Annotated in this window: 23 protein-coding genes and 1 tRNA gene; 9 read left to right on the plus strand and 15 right to left on the minus strand. The window is 53.9% G+C overall.

Annotation, left to right across the window (positions count from 1 at the left end; all coding sequences use genetic code 11):
• Both D9K61_RS11195 and D9K61_RS11200 read right to left on the minus strand, forming a co-directional pair.
• The coding region (locus tag D9K61_RS11195) for a transposase (RefSeq protein WP_174235095.1) at nt 1–221 on the minus strand (221 nt) is incomplete at its 3' end.
• Between the two features lie 128 nt (nt 222–349).
• Nucleotides 350–1525, minus strand: coding sequence for a tyrosine-type recombinase/integrase (locus tag D9K61_RS11200; RefSeq protein ID WP_120633340.1), 1176 nt, complete (start codon nt 1523–1525; stop codon nt 350–352).
• A 734-nt stretch (nt 1526–2259) separates the two neighbouring features.
• Between D9K61_RS11200 and D9K61_RS11205 the strand changes: the two genes are divergently transcribed.
• On the plus strand, nt 2260–5547 hold the full coding sequence (locus D9K61_RS11205) for a glycosyltransferase (RefSeq protein WP_256386746.1): 3288 nt from the start codon (nt 2260–2262) through the stop codon (nt 5545–5547).
• A gap of 393 nt (nt 5548–5940) precedes the next feature.
• On the opposite strand, the gene rfbA is transcribed toward D9K61_RS11205, so the two are convergent.
• Genes rfbA through rfbC form a run of 4 tightly spaced genes read right to left on the minus strand, consistent with a single transcriptional unit; the run spans nt 5941 to nt 9295 of the window.
• Nucleotides 5941–6810, minus strand: a complete 870-nt coding sequence (gene rfbA, locus D9K61_RS11215; protein WP_120633343.1) for a glucose-1-phosphate thymidylyltransferase RfbA — start codon at nt 6808–6810, stop codon at nt 5941–5943.
• A 3-nt stretch (nt 6811–6813) separates the two neighbouring features.
• The gene (gene rfbD / locus D9K61_RS11220) at nt 6814–7692 is read right to left on the minus strand and encodes a dTDP-4-dehydrorhamnose reductase (protein ID WP_120633344.1); all 879 of its coding nucleotides are present in this window, start codon (nt 7690–7692) and stop codon (nt 6814–6816) included.
• A complete protein-coding gene (rfbB, locus tag D9K61_RS11225; RefSeq protein ID WP_120633345.1) occupies nt 7689–8729 on the minus strand; it encodes a dTDP-glucose 4,6-dehydratase in 1041 nt (346 codons plus the stop codon). Before rfbB ends, rfbD begins: the two co-directional genes overlap by 4 nt.
• A complete protein-coding gene (gene rfbC, locus D9K61_RS11230) occupies nt 8726–9295 on the minus strand; it encodes a dTDP-4-dehydrorhamnose 3,5-epimerase (protein ID WP_120633346.1) in 570 nt (189 codons plus the stop codon). Before rfbC ends, rfbB begins: the two co-directional genes overlap by 4 nt.
• 374 nt (nt 9296–9669) lie before the next feature.
• On the opposite strand from rfbC, the gene D9K61_RS11235 reads away from it, so the two are divergent.
• A complete protein-coding gene (locus tag D9K61_RS11235; RefSeq protein ID WP_120633347.1) occupies nt 9670–11490 on the plus strand; it encodes a hypothetical protein in 1821 nt (606 codons plus the stop codon).
• Nucleotides 11491–11503: 13 nt separating this feature from the next.
• Nucleotides 11504–12265 (plus strand): hypothetical protein, encoded by a 762-nt coding sequence (locus tag D9K61_RS11240; RefSeq protein WP_120633348.1) that lies wholly within the window; start codon nt 11504–11506, stop codon nt 12263–12265.
• Nucleotides 12266–12277: 12 nt separating this feature from the next.
• Here the strand turns inward: D9K61_RS11240 and D9K61_RS11245 are convergent, their stop codons facing one another.
• Both D9K61_RS11245 and D9K61_RS11250 read right to left on the minus strand, forming a co-directional pair.
• Complete coding sequence (locus D9K61_RS11245) at nt 12278–14266, minus strand: hypothetical protein (RefSeq protein WP_120633349.1); 1989 nt, start codon at nt 14264–14266, stop codon at nt 12278–12280.
• A gap of 475 nt (nt 14267–14741) precedes the next feature.
• A tRNA-Thr gene (locus tag D9K61_RS11250) sits at nt 14742–14817 on the minus strand.
• Between the two features lie 175 nt (nt 14818–14992).
• Between D9K61_RS11250 and D9K61_RS11255 the strand changes: the two genes are divergently transcribed.
• Nucleotides 14993–15868, plus strand: coding sequence for a hypothetical protein (locus tag D9K61_RS11255; protein ID WP_120633350.1), 876 nt, complete (start codon nt 14993–14995; stop codon nt 15866–15868).
• Nucleotides 15869–15885: 17 nt separating this feature from the next.
• On the opposite strand, the gene D9K61_RS11260 is transcribed toward D9K61_RS11255, so the two are convergent.
• Nucleotides 15886–16152 carry a DUF2312 domain-containing protein gene (locus D9K61_RS11260; RefSeq protein WP_120633351.1) on the minus strand — a complete coding sequence of 89 codons (267 nt, stop codon included), beginning with the start codon at nt 16150–16152 and terminating at the stop codon, nt 15886–15888.
• Nucleotides 16153–16315: 163 nt separating this feature from the next.
• Here D9K61_RS11260 and D9K61_RS11265 point away from each other — a divergent pair, with 163 nt between their 5' ends.
• The gene (locus D9K61_RS11265; protein ID WP_120633352.1) at nt 16316–16534 is read left to right on the plus strand and encodes a hypothetical protein; all 219 of its coding nucleotides are present in this window, start codon (nt 16316–16318) and stop codon (nt 16532–16534) included.
• A 9-nt stretch (nt 16535–16543) separates the two neighbouring features.
• Here D9K61_RS11265 and D9K61_RS11270 read toward each other — a convergent pair whose 3' ends face one another.
• Entirely contained in the window at nt 16544–16759 is a 216-nt protein-coding gene (locus D9K61_RS11270; RefSeq protein WP_120633450.1) for a hypothetical protein, read from the minus strand.
• Nucleotides 16760–17004: 245 nt separating this feature from the next.
• Here D9K61_RS11270 and D9K61_RS11275 point away from each other — a divergent pair, with 245 nt between their 5' ends.
• Both D9K61_RS11275 and D9K61_RS11280 read left to right on the plus strand, forming a co-directional pair.
• Nucleotides 17005–17868 (plus strand): MBL fold metallo-hydrolase, encoded by an 864-nt coding sequence (locus D9K61_RS11275; protein ID WP_120633353.1) that lies wholly within the window; start codon nt 17005–17007, stop codon nt 17866–17868.
• A gap of 195 nt (nt 17869–18063) precedes the next feature.
• The gene (locus tag D9K61_RS11280; RefSeq protein ID WP_120633354.1) at nt 18064–18495 is read left to right on the plus strand and encodes a TIGR01244 family sulfur transferase; all 432 of its coding nucleotides are present in this window, start codon (nt 18064–18066) and stop codon (nt 18493–18495) included.
• 13 nt (nt 18496–18508) lie between these two features.
• On the opposite strand, the gene D9K61_RS11285 is transcribed toward D9K61_RS11280, so the two are convergent.
• The 5 genes from D9K61_RS11285 to D9K61_RS11305 all read right to left on the minus strand — a co-directional run bounded on the left by D9K61_RS11285 (nt 18509) and on the right by D9K61_RS11305 (nt 24434).
• Entirely contained in the window at nt 18509–19621 is a 1113-nt protein-coding gene (locus D9K61_RS11285; RefSeq protein ID WP_120633355.1) for a FliM/FliN family flagellar motor C-terminal domain-containing protein, read from the minus strand.
• Nucleotides 19622–19699: 78 nt separating this feature from the next.
• Nucleotides 19700–22378 (minus strand): ATP-binding protein, encoded by a 2679-nt coding sequence (locus tag D9K61_RS11290; RefSeq protein ID WP_120633356.1) that lies wholly within the window; start codon nt 22376–22378, stop codon nt 19700–19702.
• On the minus strand, nt 22366–22686 hold the full coding sequence (locus D9K61_RS11295) for a hypothetical protein (RefSeq protein WP_120633357.1): 321 nt from the start codon (nt 22684–22686) through the stop codon (nt 22366–22368). Before D9K61_RS11295 ends, D9K61_RS11290 begins: the two co-directional genes overlap by 13 nt.
• Nucleotides 22683–23063, minus strand: a complete 381-nt coding sequence (locus D9K61_RS11300; RefSeq protein WP_120633358.1) for a response regulator transcription factor — start codon at nt 23061–23063, stop codon at nt 22683–22685. Before D9K61_RS11300 ends, D9K61_RS11295 begins: the two co-directional genes overlap by 4 nt.
• 78 nt (nt 23064–23141) lie before the next feature.
• The gene (locus tag D9K61_RS11305) at nt 23142–24434 is read right to left on the minus strand and encodes a helix-turn-helix transcriptional regulator (RefSeq protein ID WP_120633359.1); all 1293 of its coding nucleotides are present in this window, start codon (nt 24432–24434) and stop codon (nt 23142–23144) included.
• A 214-nt stretch (nt 24435–24648) separates the two neighbouring features.
• Here D9K61_RS11305 and D9K61_RS11310 point away from each other — a divergent pair, with 214 nt between their 5' ends.
• Together D9K61_RS11310 and accB are read left to right on the plus strand one after the other, a co-directional pair.
• Entirely contained in the window at nt 24649–25185 is a 537-nt protein-coding gene (locus tag D9K61_RS11310) for a LuxR C-terminal-related transcriptional regulator (RefSeq protein ID WP_120633360.1), read from the plus strand.
• Between the two features lie 151 nt (nt 25186–25336).
• On the plus strand, nt 25337–25828 hold the full coding sequence (gene accB / locus D9K61_RS11315; protein WP_120633361.1) for an acetyl-CoA carboxylase biotin carboxyl carrier protein: 492 nt from the start codon (nt 25337–25339) through the stop codon (nt 25826–25828).
• Nucleotide 25829: the final 1 nt, after the last annotated feature.

The following is a 25829-nucleotide window of genomic DNA, read 5'->3' on the forward strand; positions in this document are numbered from 1 at the left end:
GTCGTCTGGCGAAGGGGCATGCCGAATAGCACCTTCATCGTGAGGCAAACCTGGATTGCCGCGTCGCTAAACTCGCGCTGACGACCGCGCTTGCCGGTCGACGAAGCGTACCATTCCATCTCAGGATCAAGCCAGATCGATAGCGAACCGCGCTGCTTCAACGCTGTGTTGTACGAAGGCCAGTTCCTGGTCTTGTACTTCGTAGGGGACCAACTGCTCATGCACCGTTGCTACCCCACTGGATTCAAACAGGGAATCCCTCGCCCCATTTGTGCAACAAAGCCCTGTGGTACCAAAATTGCCTCAGTCGCTACGTAGAGTAAGCAGCGGGTGGTATCGGCGGGCTTGTTTATTCTTGGTGTTTAAAGCTGCCCTGAAGTGACGGGGCTTTAACAAAACCTCTTAAGGACTGTAAGCGGACAGAGATCCGTTCCTGACATTCACGCAGATGGCCTACCAGATGAGACCGCGTCACGTAGTTGAACGATACGTGCGTGTTAGCATGATCCATTAGCATTGTTACCGATTGAAAATCCACGCCGGCTTCAAGCGCGTGTGTGCGATAGGTGTGGCGCATCTGATGCGGCGCATAAGGAAACGACTTAAGGCGAACCATCTGCTCGATGTGACCCGACCTCGAATTCGCAGATGGAAAGATGAATGGGCTCTCGAGCGGTGTTGTCAATTCCCGAACCTCACCGAGCTCCTGGATCATTAGGCGGGGCAGAGGAAGATGAAAACTTCGACCCGATTTGGCACGGGGTACTAAAAGCACCCCATCATCGTCGAGATGCTCCAACCTCGCCGTACGGGCGTTCGTGGAGCGAAGGCCCGTGGTCAGCATCAGCAGCCAACAGGCGCGGCGAACCCGGTCCTCCATCGCATCCAGCCTACGCCAGAGCCGAGGCATCTCATCAGGGCCGACCGCCCAGTCACGTGCCTGTTCCTTGTTCATTCGCACGCCGCGTGTGACCGGGTTCGGCGGAAGATCATGGGTGCGAGCAACGTCGTTAAGGAGCAGCTTGAGCACCCGCATCGCGCCGTTAGCGCAGTAAGGCCCAGATTTCTTGGTCAGCCTCTCGTGAAGTGACCTTACGGCTTCGCGGTCGATCCGATCTGCTGGCAGCCTGCGGAGGCTGTCGAGTGGACCTTGGACCTTCCGACGGTACCACGATGTCGTCCGTTCGCTCAGTTCAGGCCGTCCTGCCAGATATCGCTCAAGAGCCTCGGCGATGGTCGGCACGGCTACCTTCTTGGTCCTCGGGTCATCGCCGCGCCGCAACGCTAGCCTGATTTCAGCCGAACGCTCCCTGGCGCCGCGAAGCGATACCTCGTCCGTCCTGCCAATTATGATGGATACGTAGCGGTCGGTGCCGTCGTTGATGCGCCCGACGTGCTTGTAGGAGATTCCTCGTTTGCCTACCACTAGCCGGAGGCCCTTCGCCTCGCTGTCGTAGATCTGAGTGCCGGTTGGATGTTCTTCCGAGAGCCGTGACACTGTCGCCTGCGTGAGTTTCGTGGTCATCCTTGATCGCCTCCGTGGGCCATGTTTCAGGCCATGTACCGGTTAGGTCCTGAGAGGTCTCAGGACGTGCTATGAGACGATGATGTCTTGTTTTCTTGGGCTCGCGGACCCTCAATAGGTGCTATTGGGCCATAAAATATCTCGGACTCAGTAACTTAAAATCTGAAGGGCGTATGCCCGTGTGGGTTCGAGTCCCACCGCCTGCACCAGCATCTACTCGACATCTGTAAATCCCGTCGCGGTCATTACACTAACTGATATTAGAAAGTGATCCACCTCACCTGAGTGGTCCAGTTTGGTTGTTCGTGCATGACTGGCCTTGGTATCGTCGGGACGATGGGTTTCGGAGCCGATGGGTGGTATTTCCAGCAGTTAACATCGGCCTCTTTGACACTGAGCTGAACTGGCAAAGGGCCAGTTGGCCAAGCAGAAAAAATGAGCTTGCTCATGACCCAAGGCTCACTATCATTTGTGATCAGGTAAAATTCAAAGCATAACACACCAGTCAAAACCTGTTTTCTGGACGGCATTAGGCTCTGGGGACACGAATAGCGGCGTAGTCTGATTGTCAAAGATTAATTGATCTTTGAATACTATTAATCTGAGGCGGTAGATCAGCGACGATGAATCACAATAGCTCTAGTTTTCTCGGCCACAAAATCTCTTGTCCCTCATACCGGCCCTTAACCTCATGGCTTGAGCACGGCCCTTTCGCAACTTGGCTGGTTAGGGCCATGCGGCCTCGTCGAATTGTGGAGCTAGGAACCCACTTTGGTTACTCGTATTTCGCAATGTGTGAGGCGGTTCAGGACGGTGGCCTAAAGACAGATTGTTTTGCTGTAGATGCTTGGAAAGGCGATGAGAACAGCGGCCTGTATGATGAAAGTGTCTATCAAAGTGTTGTAACCGAAAACCAAAAATATGGCCACTTCAGTCACGTTCTCCGCAAAACATTTTCTGACGCGCGGAATGACATTGAGGACGGAAGCGTAGATTTACTCCACGTCGATGGTCGGCATTTCTATGAAGACGTTAAGGAGGATTTTGAGAGTTGGATTCCAAAACTCTCTTCATCGGCCGTGGTACTGTTTCACGACACCGAGGTTCGCGAGAGAAATTTTGGAATTCACCAATATTGGGCAGAAGTGAAAGACAAAAGACCATCTTTCAATTTCCAGCACTGCCATGGTCTTGGTGTATTGTTCTGGGGCCAGGAAATTTCCGAAGGCCTACGCGACCTTGTTAATTTGGCAACGGCTTCAGATGGCATTGACACCGTACTAACTCTGTTTTCTGCCTTTGGTGGTCAGATGAGCGACAAACAGATGTGCCAGGAACTCGAAACCCAGCTTCTCGCGGAAAGGAAGATTGTCGTTGAAAAAAAAGATCTTATCTCATCTCTGGACTCACAGATTTCAGAATTCGACCAGAAAATCGAAGCTCTCGCCGAAGAAAGACTGCAGCACCTAAGAGAAGAAAATGAGTTTGAGCTGGACTATGTGCTGAGACTGGTAAATGACCGAGGGTGGCTACTGAAACGCGGCCTGAAATTAATGAAACATTTTCCAAGGGATCTGAGCCGCAAGATTCGAGGAAAGAAGCCACTTCGCAAACCCGCCGCCCTAAGTGAGCTGGACAAGGAACTGTTCTCGAGAAACGAGGGCGATCAAGCGAATTCCATCACATCCCTGCTACAAAGCACCGTATTCGGCAAGCACCCAGAACACACTCATCTTACTCGGATGTCGCCAAAGATTCTGATCGTCGCCGAACTTTCTATCCCTCAATGCACAAAGTACCGGGTGACACAGAAAGCTAACGCGCTTGAATCCTTGGGCTATGATGTGAACATAATGGAATGGCAGGACAACAAAGGCGTGTTGATCGCGTTACAAACCCACACTCTTGTGATTTTTTATCGTGTCCCAGGCGTCCCCGAAGTTGTTGAACAATTTCACGAAGCTGCGCGGTTAAACATTCCACGTGGTTACGACATTGATGACCTGATTTTTGACGTCGAAAACTACAAGCTCAACCCGAACCTCCGTGAGTTCAGCGACGCCGACCTAAAGAATTTGATGAATGGAGCGCAGCTTTATCGGCAGGCGCTTATGCTCGCGGATTTCAACATCGGTAGCACCAGCAGGCTGTGCGCGAAAATGGCCGATACTAACGGTGCGCCATCGTTCATTCTGGAGAACGCACTGGACGCCGAAACGCTCGAGATTGCGCAGAGTATTAGCAGCACAAAGCGCGGGGACTCGGTCACAATCGTCTATGGCTCTGGCACCAACACGCACAATGCTGACTTCGACGTTGCAAGCGATGCAATTCTGCAGATCATGCAGGAATACCACAACGTCCGGCTTCATATCGTCGGGGAACTGACGCTGCCATCCGGGTTTGATGCGCTTGAGTCGCGAATTAAATTCACCGGGCGGCTGGATTACAGCGAATACCTGCGCATGTTGGCGGATGACGATATCTCTATCGCACCGCTCGTTGATGTAGAATTCAACCACGCCAAAAGTAACATCAAATTCCTGGAAGCAGCAGCTGTCGGGCTGCCCTCGGTCTGTTCGTCTGTCGCGGCGTTTAGTACGGCTATCGAGCATGGCCAAACAGGTTTTCTCGCGGCCTCAAGACAAGAATGGTACGACGGGCTCAAAACGCTCATCGAGGATGCTGAACTGCGGGCTCAGGTTGGCGAAGCTGCGCGCAAGAGCGTTGTGACCCACTATAGCCCGGACGCCATCAGAGACCGCCAGTTGTTGCCAATAACCAGAGAGTATATCGCCGAACCTCATCGCAACAATACGCATGTAATGATGGTGAACGTGTTCTACGCGCCACAATCGTTTGGCGGAGCGACCTTGCTAGTTGAGGACCTGGTGGAGTCACTAAAAGCGCGGCATGACGTTGATATCAGCATTTTTACAACCGGACCTGGCCGTGCAGCAGATAGCATTTTGGTTAGACGGCAAGCTAACGGCGATCCAGTTTTTCGGTTTAGCTGCCAGTCAGATGCAGATTGGGCGAAAAACGCTCCGAAAGAGGTGTTGGATCACTTTGCCGATGTGCTTCGCGCCACGCGCCCAGATGTAGTACACTTCCATTCAATTCAAGGGCTTGGAAGCGAACTGGCCGCTGTTTGCGATAAGCTCGACATACCCTACTGCATTACTCTGCATGATGCGTGGTGGCTGTGCGCGCGGCAGTTTCTGGTGACAAAAGAAGGTAATTACTGCGGTCAAACTGTTTTGGACCACGAGGTTTGCCAGAGATGTGTCGGATCGACAATCGATATCAAGAAACGTAACCGGCGATTGGAACCCGCGCTCGAAGGCGCACAAAAACTGATTGCGCCCTCTAAGTATTGGGCAAACTTTCATATCGACAACGGCCTGCCCGAACGTTCGGTCATGCACTGTGAAAACGGCATTGAAATCCCGGTCAAGACAGCACCGAACGCAGCCGGACAGACGGTTCGGTTCGGTTTCGTCGCGGGCATGGAAGTCGTTAAGGGGTTTCCATTGTTGCAGGAGGCCTTCAACGCACTTGACCGCAACGACTGGAGTTTAACGCTGGTCGATCATGCGAGGAAAGTCTTCGGTTCCCGAATTGATTCAGCCTCCGTTGGCATTAAGGGTGAGATTTTGGTCGTTCCACCGTTCAGCGCGGCAAACCGAGACGAATTCTTTGATAGAGTTGATGTCTTGCTGTTTCCGTCACAATGGCCTGAATCCTTTGGGTTGACTGTCCGCGAAGCACTAGTTCGCAACAAATGGGTCATCGCGACAGATCTTGGCGGCCAGGCGGAAGCGATCACGCCGGGCATAAACGGGACGCTAATCCCATTGGATGGCGGTGCGAAGGCCCTTGCCAAGGCCATCGAAGACATTTTGGATCGAAAGTCCGATCTGGCCGGGTGGATCAATCCAAACAGCGATAAAATCCGTAGCGTCGATGAACAGGCCGCAGAGCTGGCCGAACTGTTCAGCGAAATCAAAAAGGCCCGATAGCTCATCGCCATACGAACTCGGTTCAGTTTGTATGGCGATGAGCTATCGGACCAGGTTTCAAGTCGTACTTCTTCCGACAATTCCTCGCGCCTGGCGAACCAAAAAATTCTTCCAAGGCGGGGCTGCTCCGGGTTTGGGGGGCAGGATCGTAGGTTAGCAAAATCATCCGTTGGTGCAGCGCCCGGTGAATGAGATTGAAGACCTGGTTGCAACATTCGGAGAGGCAGCAGAATGCACAATCCGTTCGCTTCCCGTCAGAGTATGGCGGGGTTCCGCAACACGCCAACATAAAGCAGGACGGTTGGGCCAAAAGCGCAACCGTCAAAAACTGGCATGTGTACAAAACGAATGCGGGTAAGGTCTTAAGCCGTGATACCAAAAACTAAGCTAAACTCAGTCATTCAGGAGCGAGGCCAGATAAGTGCCATAGGTTGATTTTGCGAACATTTGCGCGCGCCGCTCAAGGGCCGCATCATCAATCCACCCGTTACTCCATGCGATTTCGTCCAGGCTGCCCGTCTGCATCCCCTGGCGTTCGGTCAAGGTGCGAACAAAACTTCCCGCCTCAAGCAGGGTGCCATGTGTTCCGGTATCCAGCCACGCAAAACCCCGGCCCATGGTTTGAACATCGAGCAGGTCTTCATCCAAGTACATCTGCAAAAGTGAGGTGATCTCAAGCTCACCTCTCTCTGACGGTTTGATTTTCTTGGCCCGTGCCGGTGCATCGCCATCCAGGAAATAGAGACCGGTAACCGCATAGTTTGACGGTGGATCTTTCGGTTTCTCAATGATCTCCTGAACCTTTTTGCCTTCAAAGGCGACAACCCCATAGCGTTCAGGATCGGCAACGCGATAGGCGAAAACCGTCCCGCCCTGCTTGTTAGCATCTGCGTCGGCCAATAGGTCCGGCAGGCCGTGTCCGAAGAAAACATTATCGCCCAAGATCATTGCCGACGGGGCACCGGCAAGGAAATCCTCTGCCAGCGTGTAGGCCTGGGCCAACCCATCAGGAGAGTCTTGCACGATCCATGTCAGGCTCAATCCATATTGGCTTCCGTCACCAAAAAGGCGAATGAACTGCTCTTGGTCCTGTGGCGTTGTAATGATCGCGACCTCGCGGATCTGCGCCAGCATCAGAACGCTTAGGGGGTAAAAGATCATCGGCTTATCATAAACCGGCAGCAACTGCTTCGAAACTGCCATTGTAATCGGGTAGAGACGCGTTCCCGAGCCACCGGCAAGAATAATTCCTTTACGTTGCATGTTTTAACCTTTCGAAGATGGCGCTTTGATCTGACCTAACTGAGCTAGCACATCGGCCAAACCCGCTTTCCAGTCAGGGCGCGGAATCCCATGAATTTTCTCAAGCCGCGAGCAATCCATGCGTGAATTCCCCGGTCGCGCTGCGGGCGTCGGATAAGCGCTGGTGGGAATGTCTTCGACCGAAGTCGCAAGGCCTGCTTGCAAAAAAATCTCACGCGCGAAATCGGCCCAGCTTGCATCCGGTGCTCCGGAATAGTGAAACAGGCCGCCTTCAACCCGGGGTCCGTTCTGAGCCATGGTCAGAAGTGTAGAGGCGATATCCGCGGCCGGTGTTGGACCGCCAACCTGATCTGCCACGATGCTCAGCTGGTCGCGGCTTTCTGCAAGTCGCAGCATGGTCTTTACAAAGTTGTTTCCATGCGCCGAGAAGACCCAACTGGTCCGCAGGATCGCATGCCAACCGCCTGCCTCAGCCACCTGGTGCTCGCCAGCCAGCTTGGTGGTTCCGTAAACACTCAGCGGACCCGTCGGATCTTCTGTTGTTCTTTGCATGTCGCCGGATCCGTCAAAGACATAATCCGTCGATACATGAAGAAATGGCACACCACGAGCCGCCGCCGCGCGCGCCATCGCCCCGGGAGCATCGGCGTTTATCAACCGGGCAAGGTCGCTTTCGTCTTCGGCCTTGTCGACGGCGGTGTAAGCAGCGGCATTGATAACGACGTCCGAGTCGGATTCACGTACGCGCTCAGAGCACATTGTAGCATTCGTTAGGTCGGCTTCTGAGCGGCCCAGCGCTTCTATTGCAATGCCGCGAGCTGCCGCTTGTCTTTGCAATTCACTGGCAACCTGCCCGCTGCGGCCAAAGACAAGTATCTTCATTTGTCTACACCCAGGCGTTCTCCGACACCATCACGCGCCAGTAGCGCCTTCAACCACGCCTCATTATCCAGATACCACTGAACCGTCTGTTCCAAGCCAGTCTCCGGAGTATGCTTCGGGCGCCAACCCAGATCTTCAACTATCCGCGTTGGATCAATTGCATAGCGCTGGTCGTGCCCTGGGCGGTCGGTAACAAAGGTGATTTGTTCTGCATAGGGGGTTTCGGCTGGTCGAAGTCGATCCAGAATGCCACAGAGCATTTTCACCAGGTCGAGGTTCGTCATCTCGTTTTCGCCACCGATGTTGTAGCTTGACCCCAGAGTCGCCTTTTCCAAAACCAATAGCAACGCCTCGGCATGATCTTCGACATGCAGCCAGTCGCGAATGTTGTCGCCCTTTCCATAAATCGGAATAGGCTGCCCTGACAGTGCTTTAAGGATTACCACCGGTATCAGCTTCTCGGGGAATTGATATGGGCCGTAATTGTTTGAGCAATTGGTCAATACAACCGGCAGCCCATAGGTTTCTTGCCAGGCGCGGACAAGATGGTCTGAACTGGCTTTCGACGCAGAATAAGGTGAATTTGGCTTATACGGGCTTTCTTCGGTGAAGAATCCGGTCTCACCCAATGACCCAAAAACTTCATCTGTCGAGATGTGGTGAAAGCGGAAGTCGGTGGGTTTGCCTGCTTCGGTCCAATAAGCGCGTGCTGCTTCAAGCAGAACATAGGTGCCTGTCACATTGGTTTCGACAAAGGCAGCGGGGCCATCGATCGACCGGTCAACATGGCTTTCAGCCGCAAGATGCATGATGGCGTCGGGCTTGTGGGTTCTCAGTACGAGTGCCATCGCTTCCGCGTCCCGAATGTCAGCTTGTTCAAAGGCATAACCCGGCGCGTCTGAGACCGAGGCGACATTGTCTAGGCAGGCTGCGTAAGTGAGCGAATCCACGTTCACCACTGAATGGCCTTGGGCGATGGCGCGACGAACAACAGCGGAACCGATAAAGCCCGCACCTCCGGTAACCAGAAGTTTCATACTGCATCCTCAAGCGTGAAAGGAGTTTCGAGTTCTGACAAAAGCGGCGCAACGAGATCCTTGTCCGACAGTTTTTTCTCTATCTCTTTCAGCGGCCAATCGATACCGACGTCTGGATCATCCCAGCGTAGCGCGCCTTCGGTTTCGGGCGCGTAAGTATCCGAGCATTTGTATACAATTTCGGTATCAGGCTCCAACGTCATGAAGCCATGGGCAAACCCTGCGGGAACCAGAAGCATGCGCCCATTTTCAAAGCTCAGCTCTTCGCCAACCCACTGACCAAACGTCGGAGACCCCTTGCGAATATCCACCGCGACATCAAACAGTCTTCCGCGGCCACAACGCACCAGTTTCGCCTGTGCCTTGGGAGGTGCTTGAAAGTGCAGACCTCGGACTGTTCCGATCTCGCTTGATAGGGAATGATTGTCCTGAACAAAGATAGTTTCGATTCCGGCGGCCGAAAACTGATCATAGTTATATGTTTCTTCGAAAAATCCTCGGTGGTCGCCAAAGCGCCTTGGTGTAATCAGCTTTACCTCTGGTGTGGCAAGGGATGTAAATTCCATAATAAGCTATACCTATCTGTGCAAGCAGGGATAAGAATGGGCTAGCGCAATCGCCTGCGTTCCTCAACATCCAAAATGGGCTTTCATCACCACATTTACCCAAGTTCGAAGTGAACTATCCCGATCCAGCCGCAATACGTTCGAATCACAACGAATTGTGACCTTATGAGCGCGCCAGAATTTCTGAGATTGCAGTTTTGTCAGTTTGAGGTAGCACGTTTTTCCAGGAAGAACGCTCTTATCCATTGGTGAACATCAAGGTGCAGACGCTCAGCTGAACCTGAGGCCCTGATTTCGTTGTCACCGCTGGTCGTTGTCTGTTTGTCTTGGTAAAGGTGAACTGAATTTGAATTACATCTCACGCTGGGGGATACATGCCTTCACCAGAATACAACAAAGCCGAAATTGTTCGGCGCACCGGGCATACCCTTTCCACAATATCTAGCCTGATTGATGGCCACGACATCATCTCGTTTGATGTGTTTGGAACGCTGCTTGCACGTTACGCGCTGAGCGCGGCGGATGTTTACGGATATTTGGAGAAAAAATTTGACGTCACTGGTTTTTGTTCAGCCCGGCGGAAAGCTGAACGGCTTGCTCGGCGTCGGTTTGGGTCCGACGAAGCTCCTGAGGTTAGCCTAGAAGAGATTTACGACGTGCTTTCGGTTCTCTTCCCAGGCCACGGAGTGAAACCCGAAGACGAGTTACTGGCGGAAGAAAAGTTCAGCTATGCGGATTCCGTCATTGGATTGATTCTTGAGATTGCTCGGCAAAAGGGCAAGCGAGTGATCGGTCTGAGCGATTCATATTTGAGCAAGACCCAGGCCGCCCGACTGCTTGAGACGAACGGGATTGAACTGGATGAGCAGTATGCCTCTTGTGATCACCGCCGTGATGGGCTTGGAAAATTCAATGGGCGTATTTTTTCCTTCATGATCAAAGAGGAACGCACCGCGCCGCACCGTATCCTCCATTTTGGTGCTGACCTGGTCGCGGATGTCGAAAATGCACTTGCTTGCGGTATCCTTGCGGTGCATGTGAAGCCGCTCCCGGACTGTCTGCGGCAGGGCGATATCCCATTCAGCAATGCTGGTATCGGAGAGGCCACCTTAACCACCAACTTGATCCGGGGCCATATCGCGGCTCGCCTTCCACATGTCGATCCAGAGGAAGCCGATCTCTACGCTTACGGCTTCAACATGGGCGGACCCTTGTTACTTGGTTTTTGCAACTACATCTCACAGCGTGCGAACCAAGACGGTGTTGATCAGATACTGTTATCTCAACGCGCCGGGTATGTCGTCGAACAGGCGATTGACATCCTTCAACTTCCGGTTCCTCAGGTTTCGGTTCTAGAGCTGACCGGCTTCAGTCGCGAAGAGCTTTTGGAAGCACCAGCCACAGATCACGCCCAACTCAGCGATGAGATAAATAGCCGACTTGATCAGGATCAGAGTATCGCCATCGTGGATGTCGATTGGGACCTGACAGTTTTCAACGTGTTCGAGAAGCTGATCAATGGGCGCGCGCACGGATATTTCTTGGGGACCAAAACCGGTACGAGCGCCAGCGAACGAGCTTCAGGTTACTTGTTCGGCGGGCCTATGACAGCCGACTACGAAGCGACAATCATGCAGTGCACCGAGTTGGTTGAGCTGCTGTTCTCACGTCCAACTTCTGGAGTCTCTAAACTTAGGCCAGTGACGGGCGAGCTCACTCCTGCGGATGGAAATGTCATCTCAGCTATGCAAATTAGAAATCTTGCCATGCAGACCGTTCAACGCGGTGCGCTGGATTTCCTTCGTTTGGTGCATTCTAGGGTGGATGCCCTGGATGCTCAGGAGTTGGTGCACTATAATCAGCTTTGTTTTTCCCGCCTGATATCAGCTCCGACAAATCGTGAGTATAGCGCTTTCGAAGGTGTCCCGCATTTCCTCTGTCCGGACCGCGGCATTTGGAGAAATATCGGCCATTTCTGGAACGCTGATGGAAACTCAAACCAGACACTCGCTGATCTTCAGAACATACATCTTCAGCAGTTGCGGAACTATGACTTGCTTCTTCCAGACGCTCTAAAACGTTTGTCATTGCGCGATGATATCGATCAGATGGATTGGCGTCGTACGATGTTTCGCCACCCCACGAAAATCTCTTACTGGAACTCAATCCGACGCTATTTGCGGCGGAAAAACTGACTGAGGTCGGCAAATGAACAACTCGAATAAAGATCCGTTGCAGATCTTCGTTCCGTATGTGAATGAAAAAATGGCGACCGACTTCTTTCAGAAGAACTCGAATTTGTCAGGGCAGAGCATTCATCTGATAGACAATCGCGAACGGGCTGCCGGGTTGCCGCAAATCTACAACGAAATAATTGAGAAGCGCCTGGAAGAAGACGCGTGGCTCTTCTTTGTTCACGAGGACTTCGAAGTACAGGGTGAATTGTTCAGTACCGAAAACCTGGCAAAAGAAGCCGTGTACGGCACCTTCGGTGTAAAGATGGATGGACACGAACCGAACGCGTTTGGCCAACATAGATGCAGTGAAAAAAATGGCTTAAAAGTTCTTTCTGTTGGCCTTCCTGTAACTGCTCTTACCTGGGTCGAAACTCTGGATTGCGTAGCCGTTCTGCTGCATACGCAGCTTCTGCGGGACAGGCCCGGCTTGCGATTTGACGAGAATCTGACATTCGATCTCTACGCGGAAGACCTCTGTATCAATGCCCAGGAGAATTTCGGCATTCCGGTCTTAGTTGTTCCGCTTGAATTTCAGCACTACTCAAAAGGATTTGTCACCGACAGGTATTGGCGCGGAATAAAGTATCTTGGCGACAAGTATCCAGACGTCGGCGTTCCAGGAAGCTGTTCGTTTATTGGAGGCAAAGCGACAGAGCTGGAAAAGCACTTTGTCTACGACATTCCGGCCAACACAAAGAAACGTCGTGACCGCGAGGTTAAAACCGCCCGCTGAGTGGTCCTGCGGTTATAGCTTGATCTTCTTTCTTTTGCGCAAAACGAATTTTAGCCAAGCGAATGTTACAGGATTGAGATGGGCGCCATAAGCGGCGCGCCAGCGACTATTCTTTGCATTGCGATAATGCGTATTAAACTCACCAATTCGTGTCAGGCTTTCACCAGCAGAGTCGCCGACACCGGCAAACACCCTAACATTCTTGAAGCGGATGGCGTCCTGACGATGCGGCTTACTCAAGAATTGCCGCATGTCCAGTTCATCCTTTGGATCTGTATACTTGGCCAATGAATCCGCTGGTATCGCTTGCAGAACGGATGAGATCGCACGCAATGCGGCATCTTGAATACGCGCGGCGCGCTGAAGGTTTTTGGCCTCCGAGTCGCTTACATCTGACAAATCCCAAGACATCTTGCCGGTTTCGTCTTCGCGAATTCGCAACAGACTCCCATGGTCTGCCGAGCAAACAAACTCGACAATATCACGAAATTCATCGAACCAAGGTTGCTTAAAAACTGGCAACCCATTGGATGTTGCGTAGCTTTCATATTCGAGACCGTTGCGTTGAAGTATTGATGTCGCGTGCTTGCTTGTTCCGAAGTACAGCCCAAAGATATGCGCGTCTTTGTCAACGATCTCGCATATTGAGCGCTGAAGACTGCCGCGCCAGCCGACGTCAAATGTCGCGGTCTTGGTGCCAGCGGGAAAGGCAGTACGATAGTATTTGGTCAGCACGGATCGTTCGTGCTCGAAAGATCGATAGAAAGTATCAGGGTTTTCTTTCAGTAGGCCTAGCGCTGCTTTTCTTTCTTTTCGCGACAGTTTTTCGGTGCCAACAAAGCCATGGCTGTCGAACAACGCCTGAAGCTTCGGCCCCCCCGATATCTTCTCGATGAAGTCATTTATTGTGTCAGACCCCTCCAAAGTGGCGTGGAACATCCCGCCCATCGTTTCAGAGTCCAGAACGGTAAATGGCAATGTTAGCAGCCGCCGCGAAGCCGCCACGTATTGAGTTTCATATCCATCCGGCCACAATAGTTCAAAAGCCGCTTTCGGAAACATGCCGTCGCGTGCAAGAAATGCAATGCGCGAAATGTTTCTCTTGTCCAGTTCCTGTTTCGCCCAAATCAGCAGCGACGTGATCAAAGGTGCGACCATAAGCGCGCCGAATGCCTCAAAATACTGATCTTCGGACAAAGTCCGGAAGTCCAGCTTGTCTGAGTCGTAATAATGTGTTTCCAGGAAGTTCGCCGCAAAGATTTGCGATATCGGGCGCTCTCCTGCAAGCAGTTTAGTATGGCGCTTTGGTTTGGGAGATCTTGAGGGAACGTCTTTGCTGGCCAGAATCACGTGAGACTGCATGCCAACATGAACGGCCATTTTGCCGTCGGCATGCCGATTGTCACCAACGTGCAGAACTTTGTCATTCGGTACACTGAAATGCGCGGCAACGTCGTCGAACAGACTTCCTGTGTGCTTGGTTTTACCTTGCTCATTTGAGACGAAGACACGTTCCCAGCCGGTTATGCCTTTTGCCTGCAAAACCCGTTCAAGAAAGTCCTGCGGTAGATACATGTCCGACGTAATGACAAATCGTTTGTTCGTTTCCTGTACGTGGGCAACCAACTTGCTGCCGAAGCTCGTTGCGTGAAGCAGGTCCATTTCAGTTTCAAGTTCAAGCCGCTTAATCTGCTCAGATTCTTGATGGCTGCAATTCGTCAACTGCCTGAAACAATTGTAAATTTCATCGAGATAAACATCTTCCCGATTCTTATTCGTAGCGTCTTCACGCGCCAAATTTTCGGCTGCTACCCGGTAGTCTTTAAAAAACTCAGTTACCCGTATTACCGGATCCTGAGTTGACATGAAACTGAATGCGTCGACAGGAGATCTGCAGTGCCGAAACAGTACCGTGTCAAAAATATCTACAGATAGGAAATCGTATGTTCCAATCTTTTCAAACGCCTGGTCACTAGGAGACACGTTGATAGTCTTGTGCATCTTACTTTTGAATGCCCTGTCTCACGCTGATTGCGTTTGCCTGCGATGATGCTCGTTTCAGAGATCGTCAAAATCCCTTAACAACTTCTGGGGGCATTGCCAAGTTGTTGACCCATTGATGAGATGTTCTAAGCCTGCCAAATCATGGCTTCCCCACTGGCCGAGTTTGACGGCGCGGCTCTTCTGGGCCTCACAATCTCACATTGACCCACCATGTTTTGAACCCGCCTTTGGTGACGCACAGAAGCAGACCCTTTCCGCCGGGGCCTGTGAACCATGTCGTTTTGTCCCCGACCGCGTTTTGACGTTCGAATCTGTGAACTTAATATGCGGCATATCGAGTCCTTGTAAAACCGCGTTCGCTACAAGGTTCACGATACAGCCCAACCCATATCAAACCCAACCAAGAAACAGGTAAGAACCTGAATTTATTAGGTATATATATTTTGTGGTATTGAAAAATACGCGTTTTGGATGGTGCCCCCACACGGACTCGAACCGCGGACCTACTGATTACAAATCAGTTGCTCTACCAGCTGAGCTATAGGGGCACGAGCTGTCGATTACTGTCTCTCGCAAAGGACTGCAAGCCTGATTTTAACTCTAACTTGGGGATTGCCCGATTTCCTGAGAAAGTGCAGATAATCATTCTATTGAAAATACAGGGTTTACTGTTGAAAGCACGGGCCGTGACGGACCCGGCAAAGCCGTAGGGTGTTTAAGAGAATGCAGGTTGTTATCCACGCTGGCGCCGCTTTTACCGATGACGGTCAACTGCTGGGGTCCCTTTTGGCGAATAAGGCGGTCCTTGCCCAAACCCGGTCCCTTCCTCTCGGACCGCGTCACAGCCGGCAGTTCGTAAAAGTGATGTCCGATTCGGTGATCAAAGGCGTGCCGGTCGATGACGCGCAAGAGAATCTGCGCGAGATCTTTCCCGACGATCTGAATGCCGAGCGCCTGATGATCTCTAGCGACAAGTTCTTCGGGCCCAGGAGAACAGCGCTTCAGCACGGCCAGATCTACCCCTTTGCTGGCAAGCGAACAGCCTATACCGAAAAGCTGCTTGAAGGGGCCCAAGTCGAACTATTTGTCGGTTTGGTTAATCCAGGCAGTTTCATACCCAAAATTCTGATGTCACTGCATGAAGACCAAAGGCACGCGATCCTGGGCAGTACCGACCTGAGTTGCCTGAGCTGGTTGAGCATGATCGAAGATCTTGGTGATCTGGCCCCTGGGGTTCAGCTTACGTTGTGGGAAAACGAAGACACGCCGCTGATTTGGGGAGACATTGTTCGGGCTATGGCGGGACTAGGTGAAGACGTCGCTCTGAAGGATGAATATGCGTTGCTTTTGTCGCTTCTCACTGGAACTGGAAAAACCCAGCTTCTGGAACTGATCCAGCAAGGGACCGCAAAGGACAGCCAATCGCTGCGGGAGGGTTTGGTACAGATTTTTGAGGATCACGCCCAACCCGAGCAGATCGAAGAAGAACTGGATCTGCCGGGTTGGAACACGGAAATCGTCAACGCGTTTTCGGAACTGTACGAACAAGATCTGGCCAAGATCCGCACGATGCCGAATGTTCGGGTTCTGCAACCGTAACAAAACGGTTTGCCGGGTTACATACCCAACGCTTCTTTGTACATTTCCAACACCGCCTCTTCTTCGGCAATGTCGTCCTTGTCGCGTTTGCGCAGGGCGATCACCTTGCGCATGACTTTGGTATCGTAACCACGAGCCTTGGCTTCGGCCATGACCTCTTTTTGCTGTTCGGCAATATCTTTCTTTTCTGCCTCCAACCGTTCGAGCCGTTCTACAAACTGGCGCAGTTCACCAGCTGTCACCCGGTAATTGGCGGCGGCCTGATCTTCGGTCATATCTTCCATTTACGTCTCTCCCAGAGGCTGAAATCTGATGCTGTGACATCGGGCAATATGCCGGATACATTGCCGCTGCTCGGGTCGCAAGCACCCAATCCTGGACCGGGCTTGTGCGATCCGGTCTGATCCGCTAAGCGCGGGCGCAGTTTACGGACAAAAGTGGGGCACCATGTTCGAATTCATCACCTGGGGCGGCGCCGCCCTGTCACTGGCCGGGCTCGTCGGGCTGATCTGGTGCATCTTTCGCGTGATGAAAGCGCGCAAGTCCGGCTTGTCAGATGATGAGTTGCGCGCAGTGGTTCAAGGCGTGCTGCCCTGGAATCTGGGTTCGTTGTTTCTTTCCGTGATTGGCTTGATGCTGGTCATCCTCGGGATCTCCTTTGGATGACCAACCGGTTCAAACCGGCATATTGTCAAAGCGCGCTTCCATAGCGTCTTCACAAAGCGCGGCATCCAGACGACGCAGGCGTGACGGGACATGCACCCCTTGCCGGCGCATCCGATCAACAACCTTGCTTACGCTGGGCTGCAAAGCCAGACGCGTATCCAGACACGCGTTGTGAAGCTTCTGCTCAAGTTGCTCAGCTTCGGAATACAGATTAGCTGTTGTCATAACCATCCTCCCAAGTGGTGTCATTCTGACAGATATAGGTAACGAGAATAAGACTCGAATAAGTTACCTTGAAGTTGTGCGGAATCTTGCCGGACATCCTGGCAATTTCCGCGATCAGGCACGGTTTGGCTAAAGTTTAATCCGATTTAGTCGAAGCTGCTTTGATGGACATCAAAGGTCGGATTGACTTTTGCTTCATATTCCAAGTTTCATAGGTGACCGGAGCTGCCTGAGCGGAGGACACCATGACACCTAAAGTGAGAGCTTTTTTTGACGGCCAGACCTTTACGGTTTCCTACGTTGTGCAAGAGCCCGAAGGCAGTGCCTGCGCAATCATCGACAGTGTTCTGGATTTTGATCACGCGTCGGGTCGAACAACAACAAATGCTGCGGACAAGGTCGCCGATTATGTCAGATCCGAGGACTTGAAGGTTGAATGGATTCTTGAAAGCCACGTCCACGCGGATCACCTGTCTGCTGCCCCATACCTGCAGCAGGAATTGGGCGGCAAAATCGGCATCGGTGCCCAGATCGTTGCCGTGCAAGACACATTTGGCAAGGTCTTCAATGAGGGCACCGAATTCCAACGTGACGGCAGCCAGTTCGACGCCTTGTTTTCCGAAGGCGACAGCTTTCACATCGGGCAGATGCGCGGGGATGTTTTGCACACACCCGGGCACACCCCGGCTTGCCTGACCTACGTGATCGGCGATGCGGCATTTGTTGGCGACACTTTGTTCATGCCCGATTTCGGAACTGCCCGGTGCGATTTCCCGGGTGGATCATCCACAACGCTGTTCGAATCGATCCAAAAGATACTTGGCTTGCCGGATGACACTCGGATCTTTGTTGGGCACGATTATAAGGCGCCGGGGCGCGATGAATACGCATGGGAAACCACAGTGGGTGAACAAAAAGCGCTGAACGTCCATATCGGACAAGGGCGCAGCATCGAAGAATTCGTGGAAATGCGCGATGCCCGAGACGCGACTCTGGCCATGCCGCGCCTGATCTTGCCTTCGCTGCAAGTCAATATGCGCGCGGGACAAATGCCACCCGCTGACGAACAAGGCGATGTGTTTCTGAAAGTGCCTATCAACAAACTGTAATTCTGCTGGCGTGCAGACAGGTTGAACATCAGGCATACCGGATTCTAAGCAGGCCGGAAATGTTGGCTGTGTTCCGAAACTCGGGCTCGACCTCGGCTTTTATCTCAGCCGGTTGCCTAAAGATTGGCAACAGCACTTAGCGCAACACTAAGGGTCAAACTGGACAGACCTGCAGACGCGGCCTATGGAAATAGCATGGAGATTCGACCAATAACCCCCCGCTATTCCGTCTCGCCCCAGATCACGGTCGAGGATGTACCCGCTATCGCCGAGGCTGGGTTCGTTAAAGTCATCTGCAATCGCCCGAACATGGAAGTTCCTGCGAATATGCAATCCGATGCAATTGGCGACGCTGTACGGGCCGCCGGGCTGGAATACGAGGTTCTGGAACTGACCCATCAAACGATGACTCCGGAAAACGTGACGCTACAGCGTGATCTGGCCGAAAGGTGCAGCGGCCCGGTCCTGGCCTATTGTGCCTCGGGCACGCGCTGCTCGGTCGTCTGGGCCTTGGGGCAATGTGATTCCATGAGCACAGATGAGATTCTAAACGCCACCACGAAAGCGGGTTACCAGTTGGAAGGCTTGCGTCCGACTTTGGATCAAATCCGAAACACCACGGATTGAGCTGACCACCAAATCAGCCGCTGCGCTCTGGCCCATCCTCTGCGCCGGCCAGACCCGCCAGTTGTGAAATCTCGGCGGCAATCTGATCCGAATTTGCAAAATCCAGCTCGCTCTCCAGCGGTTCCGGGTCAGGAGTTTCAACCTTGTACGATGTCACGTCCAGCGTGTCCGGAACCAAGTCCGAAGCGTCTTGAATGTCCTGCTGTGGCGCCCTTGTTTTGCTTGCAACAAACTCTGCCGCCTCAGTGTCTGCCAAAGCAGGCAGCGGAGCGTGCTCGTTCACGCGAATGGCTCGCAACCCGCCACACTGACCAAGACGCCCGACTGCCGCCCGCTTGCGATCTATGCTCAGGATTTCGGTCCGGTCCAGGCGGGATCCGGTCAAAGGCACAACATCCCCAACTTTCAACCCAGACAGATTCGCCAGAGGTAGCGCCATACGGCACAAGACTGCGTTTAATTCTGCCCGAACGACGCCCGCGGAATGTTCCAAATTTGGTCCCGATTCTACATGCGACGCGTCAGCCTCTTCTGGCAGAAACGGGTGATCGGGCAGCAAAACGGTGATTTGCCCCTGCCGCACCCCTCCCGCAAGGTCGACCGTCAATTCGAACGCGCGATAGGTATCCTCAACCAATGCAAGGGACAGGTTCCGCAGGTCTGCCGAACGTGATCTGTAGTCGTACCCCGTGAGGCTGTCCTGATCGGCCGCAGCCTCGACCAGAGTGGCAGCCCGCATCAGTGCTTCTTCGATCAAGGGCGCCGCCATGGCGGCATCCGTATCGGTAAACGCACGGGCGCTTGGCGGGTCCGCCATCACCTCTCCCATTGTTTGGGTTTGAACGATGGCGGAAACACAGCTGGGGTCCAGACATGCCGCCGCAACCCCTTCTGGGCCGCTGAACAACAGCAACAACCAATCTTCGCCAAGCGTTTCGATTGCTTCATTTTGTGGTCGGTTAGATTGCCTGACCCCGATAACCGCAAGCGGTAGGTTCAGCCGGTCCCCGGCCGCCCGCGCGACCCCCAATCGCAATGCGCGCAGAACCGAGCGTGGGCGATCGCTTAGATCGTCCTGCCCGACCGACAGTTTGCGCGCCAAAGCAGCGCTGACAGAATGTGCCATGGCTTTGTTTCACCAATTGTTCAAGCAACTGACACTTGGTTTAACCCGACGACCGTTACGAAGTTCTTTATGCCGCCGTCACTGCGCCGCTTGTTGGTAAGCCAGTGGAAGGCTTACGCGAAAGGCGCCGCCGCCCTGTCCAGGCAAATAGCTGATCTCGCCCCCAAGGCGCTGCATGATCTCGCGGCAGATCGCCAAGCCCAGCCCGGCCCCCCCCGCTTTGTCGACACCTACGCGCGCGAATTTCTCGAATACCATCGACTGCGCCTCGGGCGGGATGCCACTTCCATTGTCCGTGAAATCGATCACCACCCGTCCCCCCACATCATGGGCTGAAATCGTCAAGATGGGGTCAGGGGATTCACAGTATTTCTGCGCGTTCGAAATCAGATTGATAAACACCTGACCCAAACGGTCCAGATCAGTATGGAGCGGAATGCGTTCGGACGCTCGGCTGCGCCGCACGGCCAATTTCTCGTCGGTTCCGGCCAAAGCACTTGATACCGCCCGATCCAGAACCGAGCGGAGGCTGTCATCGCCGACATTCAAACTAACCTGCCCGCTTTCCAACACACTCAGGTCCAGTAGATCATCCAATAGGCGCGTCAGTCTTAAGGCTTCATCGTGAATGATCGCAGCGTAACGTGTCTGTTCTGTCCCTCGTAGACCTTTGGTGTCGCGCATGATCTCGGAAAACGCACGGATCGAGGTCATGGGCGTTCGCAGCTCATGGCTGACTTGACTTAGGAAGCTGTCTTTTTGCTCCGATATCTGAGTCAGCTTGGTATTCGCTTCTCGCAACTTGCGCGCGGTTCGGCTCAGTTCAGCTGATTTCACTTCCAATTGGCTGGAGTATTCAAGCAACTGAGCAGATTCGTCGGCCACCGCCAGCAGATCCTCGACTGAAACAGACGAGCCACCCACGATTTGACCGATCATTGCATGCGCTGTGGCTGCCCCGACCGAACCGCTCAGCTCTCGCTCAAGACGGTTGAGGAAACCCGGTGTCGGCTCGGGCAAACGCGACCGGCCGCCCTGTTGTTCGGCTTCGGTCTGAAAAAATTCCTGCGCGGGGCCCGCTCCCAAAATGCGCTGCGTCATGATCATCAAGTCTTCGCTTTGGGCGACAGACCCGGTCCAGCCGCGCGGAGTGGCAGAATGATCAAAGACATTGACGAACTGCGCGCCCTGCAAGCGTTCCAGGGGGCTGGGAAAACTGAACAATGATGTGATGCAAAACGCGACCGTGTTCAGGGACAATGACCACATGACAGTGTGTACCATCGGATCCATGCCCTCGATCCCGAACAAGGCTTGTGGGCGCAGCCAGCCAAGCCCGAACAATCCGTTCTGCATAACCGTCTCGGGCATCCAAACGCCGCCCATTCCCGGCAACAGCAACGTGTAAGTCCACAAGACAAATCCGACAGTCAACCCGACCAAGGCCCCCGTGCGTGTCGCACCGCGCCAGAAGAGTCCGCCGACCAAAGCGGGCAAGATTTGGGAAATCCCGGCAAACGCAACCAGCCCGATTGACGACAGCGCGGTCCCGCCGCCAGACAAGCTGTAGTAGAAATAGCCCAGCGCCATAATCACAGCGATCGAAACCCGGCGCGCCATCAGGACGATGTTGCGTACATCACCCGAAATCGAACCCAGGCCTTCCTGCGTATTCAGCCAGATCGGCATGACCACGTGGTTCGACACCATAGTCGACAAGGCCATCGCGGTCACAATCACCATGGATGTGGCCGAGGAAAACCCACCTATGAACGAAAGCATCGCCAACCAATCATTGCCTTGTGACAGAGGGACCGTCAGAACAAACAAATCCGGGTTTGAGCCTTCGGGCAGCAGATCCAATCCAACAACGGCGATCGGAACCACAAACAGGCTCATTAACAGCAAATACAAAGGGAAAGCCCATGCGGCCATCCGCAAGTGGCCTTCGTCGTCGTTTTCGACGATCATCACCTGAAACATGCGCGGCAGGCAGACAAAAGCTGCAGCTGACAGGAAGATTAATGTGGTCCAGCGCCCGGCATCCACATTCCACCGGCCGATTTCCGAGGCGTCGATGCGGTCCATCATTGGGCTCATGCCACCCGCCACACCCCAGACAACGAAGACACCAACCGCAAGTAATGCGAACAGTTTGACGACCGATTCCAATGCGATAGCGGTGACAACGCCGTGGTGACGCTCGTTGGCATCCAGATTGCGCGTGCCGAAAAGAATGGCAAACACGGCCAGCCCAGTAGCGACCCAAAATACACTTGATCCTTCTCGATAAAGGCCCGACGGGTCTGCTTCGGCAAAGATCGAGAAGGACAGGGTTATCGATTGCAGTTGCAGCGCAATATAGGGCGTGCCCCCGAGGACAGCGAGAATAGTCACACACACCGCCAAGGTGTTTGATTTTCCGTAACGCGAGGACAGCAGGTCAGCAATCGAGGTGACCCTCTGACTGCGGCCGACGCGCACAAGCTTTCGCAATCCCCACCACCAGCTGACCATGACCAAGGTCGGCCCAAGGTAAATTGTGACAAATTCCAGCCCGGATCGCGCTGCGTTTCCAACGGCTCCGTAAAATGTCCAAGCCGTACAATAGATTGAGAGGGACAAGGTGTAGACCAACGGAGACCGAAGCCACTTGCCCCGCCCAGCCGCCGCCATGCGATCAGCGGCAAACGCGACGCCGAACAATAGTACGACATACCCAAGGCAAACCAGGATCAGGATGTTCAGCGTCGCCATTGGTCCGCTTCCGTTTCGGACTCGTCACGCGTCCGCAGGCGACGCGCTGCCATACCGAAGATCAGGCCAACAAGGATCAATCCTCCCCAACAGGCGAAGATGTAAAACATGGCCGAGGACAGGGGCACCGCTTGACCTTCAGCAGACAGCCCCGGCCAAAGCAATGGCAGTGCGAACAGCGCGGCCCCCAAAAACGGCAGCAACCGAGCAGCATCGGTGAGCCTGCGGCGGCGATAGCTTTGTCGTTCCAGAAAAACTGAGGGCCTTTGACCCGACGGCTTGCGTTCGGACTCTCCTTCGGCCGTCATAACCGCGTTGCCTGAGCATGCAGGTCGCGTACAGCGGTCAGCACCTCGGCATTGGAGAAAGGCTTGGTCATAAACCGGCTGACCCCGGCGTTTTCGGCCATTTCACGGTCGCGGGACTGACCGCGCGCGGTCAACATCAGCACAGGCAGGCTTTGCATGCCGTCCTGCTCTCGCAAGTCCCGCAGAATATCCATGCCACTTTTGCCCGGCAGCATGACATCCAATATGACCAGATCGGGATTTGCGGCCCGAATCACCTGAAGCGCATCCACGCCATCGCCATGCGTTTGAACCTGCCACCCTTCACGGGTCAGCAAAAACCGGATCGCCTCAGCTATGTTCGGCTCATCCTCAATCAACAGAACCTTCCGGCTCATATTTTCAATCCCTCCCCATGGCAGATCGCACGTATGGCAACCCGCCGCGGCCAGATTAAGCGTTCTGTCAGGAAACTGTCAAAAACCTTCACTCAAAATCGATGGCTCACGCCGCGACTCGCAGTCATCGCTGGGACAAACACGGCAGTTTGGACCGACATGTGTCGCGACCGTGCCAAGCGCGCCGTCCCCCGCCGGACGCACCAGCATCACCGATCGATAGGCCGGAGCTAAGTCATATCCAGACAGCGAATGCGGCCAGGCATAAGCGTGACACTCAAACTCGGCTGCGCTGCGCCCCAGTTGCAAGATACGCCTTCTTATCGGCACCAAGGGCTGGTTCAAGGCTGAATACAGCGGCCATAGCGGGCAGGCCTCGCCATGGCGAGGTATGGCGAGGCCGGGAATTTGCTTTAAGAACAAGATACCCCCAGACGCATCGCATATCACAAGCCCCGCCGGACGCTGCAGAACGCCTTCGGGCAAAAAGGCAAGCCGTCTGAGAACGGTGGCCATGTCGACCGAAAACACCTGCGCCAACTCAATCGGCTCAGGCTCTTTCTCTTTCAAAGTGGCTTTCAGCTTGCTCAAAGGCATGGCACGTGCATCAGCAGCGCAGAGATCCAGCAAATCGTGGGCAACCCTGCGTGCGGCCGCAGTGTTCAGACCATCCAAATCGATAGCCCCGGCATCACCATCAGTTTCAAGCTGGGGAAAGCTGTGCCCCCGCGCTTCAAAAAAGGCTTCGACCTCCTCCAACGGGACCCCGCGCGGATCCGCTGCTGAGTCGCTGTCGTCCAGATAATTCACCAGCGCCTTGGAACTATCCGCCAGTCTTTCCGCATCCTGATGCAGGTTCCGGTGAAAGCGGTCCTGCCACTCGGCGTCGATTTCCTGAGTGTCGGCCAGAATGGCTGCGGTTGATCGGATCGCGGCAGCTGTGGAAAGAACCTCGTGCATCGACGCCGCAAGATGGGGGTCATGGGTCAGCCTGTCGGATAGGGTCTCTACGGTACGCTCAAGCGACACGACACGCCGGTGCATCTGCGCCAGAACACCGGCCCATCCCGGGAAACGTCCGGCAAACTCCTCAAGCACGTCCAGCTCGGCCTGATGACCGACCGAATCCACCGCAGCTTCGCGCAATGCCGAAATCAAAGTGGCCTCGATTCCCTGCGTCAGCAACGAGGGTTCGACGGACAACGCCCCGGCAATATCGACCAGCAGTTTGCCCCCGATCCGGCGCCGGTTGTGTTCGATCAGGTTCAGATAGGAGGCCGAGATTCCGACCCGACGTGCAAGCTCAGCCTGTCGCAACCCTGCAATCTGCCGCCTTTCCCGTATCCGGCTTCCGGTCAACGTATTGCGCATTTGTTACGTCCTCAATGGCTATCGACCACAATTGAGAGGTCATCAATTTTCAGAACATCTTATCAATTTCTATAACTTACACATCATTTTTCAGAACCACTTTACAACTTTGACAAACCGCGCTTGGTTCTTCGCACACCAATCTGAAGTCCCATATGCGCAAGACCTTGGATCACCTCTTCATTTCCACTCGGTTTCCCTGCACCATACGCAGATGAGTGATCCCGCCTTTGAATACGCGCCAATCGGACTGGTAGAGTTGGAAAACCGGATCATCCGGCGCTGCAATTTGCAGTTTTCAAGGACCTTCGGCGGCGAAGAATCCGAATATCGCAACATGCCTCTGTTGCAACTTTACCCCTCTGTCGCTGATTGGGAGAGGATTGGCGAACGCAGCCTGCAGGTGATGAGGGACACTGGTTACTATACTGATGAACGTGTCATGCGGCGGCGTAATGGCGATCTGTTCTGGTGCCGTGCACGCGGCCGGTCTTTGACCCCCGAGGACCCGTTCCGCCACGGTATCTGGAGCTTTTCTGACATCTCCGAAGAGCGGCCATTGGTTGAGCTCACCGTTCGGGAACGCGAGGTAGCGATCATGTCGTGCCGCGGTCTGTCTGCCAAGGAAATCGGCATAGAATTGGGATTGAGCTACCGCACGATCGAGGCTTATCGCGCTCGACTTCTTGAGAAATTCGGCGCCCGCAAGTTGCCGGAACTGGTGGCAAAACTGTCGGGAATGCCTCTGTGATCGAGCCGTCTGTTTTTGGGCCTGCTCAAGCCTTGGATTAACATTGCCAGACTGCGCTTTTCATGACACATCGCATAGCTTATAACGCTGCGTAATCAGATCAAAGCCCGCACAAAACAGACGGGCCAAAGGGGAACCGTCGAGGACACTCATGACAGATACCAAACACGAAGCGGATGTTGCGTTCATCAAATCACTGGCTGAATTGCTGCGTGACAATGACCTGACCGAACTACAAGTCAAGCGTGAGTATGGCGAGGAAGACAGTCTGAATGTACGCGTCAGCCGCAAGATTCAGGCCGCACCCGCGCCGGTTCAGGTCGCCGTTCCAGCCCCTGCTCCACTTGCCGTCGCCCCAGCTGCGGCACCGGCCGAAGCGCCAGCCGCCGTCGAAGACCCGGCCAGCCACCCCGGCGCTGTGACCTCGCCGATGGTTGGAACCGTGTATATGCAGCCCGAACCGACTGCTCCTGCATTCATCACTGTCGGCGCGTCTGTGTCCGAGGGCGATACCTTGCTGATCGTCGAAGCAATGAAAACAATGAACCACATCCATGCGCCCAAGTCGGGCACCATCAAGCGTATTCTGGTGGGTGACGGCGACGCTGTGGAATTTGGCACTCCTTTGGTCATCATCGAGTAAG

This window comes from Ruegeria sp. EL01 (genome assembly GCF_900313035.1).
Classification (GTDB): Bacteria; Pseudomonadota; Alphaproteobacteria; order Rhodobacterales; family Rhodobacteraceae; genus Ruegeria.

Excerpts from the sequence above, each read along its gene's own strand:
- rfbA (WP_120633343.1), bottom strand. The coding sequence starts at position 6,810 with ATGCAACGTAAAGGAATTATTCTTGCCGGTGGCTCGGGAACGCGTCTC.
- D9K61_RS11205 (WP_256386746.1), top strand. The coding sequence starts at position 2,260 with ATGCGGCCTCGTCGAATTGTGGAGCTAGGAACCCACTTTGGTTACTCG.
- D9K61_RS11245 (WP_120633349.1), bottom strand. The coding sequence starts at position 14,266 with ATGCACAAGACTATCAACGTGTCTCCTAGTGACCAGGCGTTTGAAAAG.
- D9K61_RS11260 (WP_120633351.1), bottom strand. The coding sequence starts at position 16,152 with ATGGAAGATATGACCGAAGATCAGGCCGCCGCCAATTACCGGGTGACA.
- D9K61_RS11290 (WP_120633356.1), bottom strand. The coding sequence starts at position 22,378 with ATGGCGACGCTGAACATCCTGATCCTGGTTTGCCTTGGGTATGTCGTA.
- rfbC (WP_120633346.1), bottom strand. The coding sequence starts at position 9,295 with ATGGAATTTACATCCCTTGCCACACCAGAGGTAAAGCTGATTACACCA.
- D9K61_RS11265 (WP_120633352.1), top strand. The coding sequence starts at position 16,316 with ATGTTCGAATTCATCACCTGGGGCGGCGCCGCCCTGTCACTGGCCGGG.
- D9K61_RS11255 (WP_120633350.1), top strand. The coding sequence starts at position 14,993 with ATGCAGGTTGTTATCCACGCTGGCGCCGCTTTTACCGATGACGGTCAA.
- D9K61_RS11310 (WP_120633360.1), top strand. The coding sequence starts at position 24,649 with ATGAGTGATCCCGCCTTTGAATACGCGCCAATCGGACTGGTAGAGTTG.
- rfbB (WP_120633345.1), bottom strand. The coding sequence starts at position 8,729 with ATGAAACTTCTGGTTACCGGAGGTGCGGGCTTTATCGGTTCCGCTGTT.
- D9K61_RS11240 (WP_120633348.1), top strand. The coding sequence starts at position 11,504 with ATGAACAACTCGAATAAAGATCCGTTGCAGATCTTCGTTCCGTATGTG.
- D9K61_RS11270 (WP_120633450.1), bottom strand. The coding sequence starts at position 16,759 with ATGACAACAGCTAATCTGTATTCCGAAGCTGAGCAACTTGAGCAGAAG.
- D9K61_RS11280 (WP_120633354.1), top strand. The coding sequence starts at position 18,064 with ATGGAGATTCGACCAATAACCCCCCGCTATTCCGTCTCGCCCCAGATC.
- rfbD (WP_120633344.1), bottom strand. The coding sequence starts at position 7,692 with ATGAAGATACTTGTCTTTGGCCGCAGCGGGCAGGTTGCCAGTGAATTG.
- D9K61_RS11200 (WP_120633340.1), bottom strand. The coding sequence starts at position 1,525 with ATGACCACGAAACTCACGCAGGCGACAGTGTCACGGCTCTCGGAAGAA.
- D9K61_RS11295 (WP_120633357.1), bottom strand. The coding sequence starts at position 22,686 with ATGACGGCCGAAGGAGAGTCCGAACGCAAGCCGTCGGGTCAAAGGCCC.
- D9K61_RS11285 (WP_120633355.1), bottom strand. The coding sequence starts at position 19,621 with ATGGCACATTCTGTCAGCGCTGCTTTGGCGCGCAAACTGTCGGTCGGG.
- accB (WP_120633361.1), top strand. The coding sequence starts at position 25,337 with ATGACAGATACCAAACACGAAGCGGATGTTGCGTTCATCAAATCACTG.
- D9K61_RS11235 (WP_120633347.1), top strand. The coding sequence starts at position 9,670 with ATGCCTTCACCAGAATACAACAAAGCCGAAATTGTTCGGCGCACCGGG.
- D9K61_RS11275 (WP_120633353.1), top strand. The coding sequence starts at position 17,005 with ATGACACCTAAAGTGAGAGCTTTTTTTGACGGCCAGACCTTTACGGTT.
- D9K61_RS11300 (WP_120633358.1), bottom strand. The coding sequence starts at position 23,063 with ATGAGCCGGAAGGTTCTGTTGATTGAGGATGAGCCGAACATAGCTGAG.
- D9K61_RS11305 (WP_120633359.1), bottom strand. The coding sequence starts at position 24,434 with ATGCGCAATACGTTGACCGGAAGCCGGATACGGGAAAGGCGGCAGATT.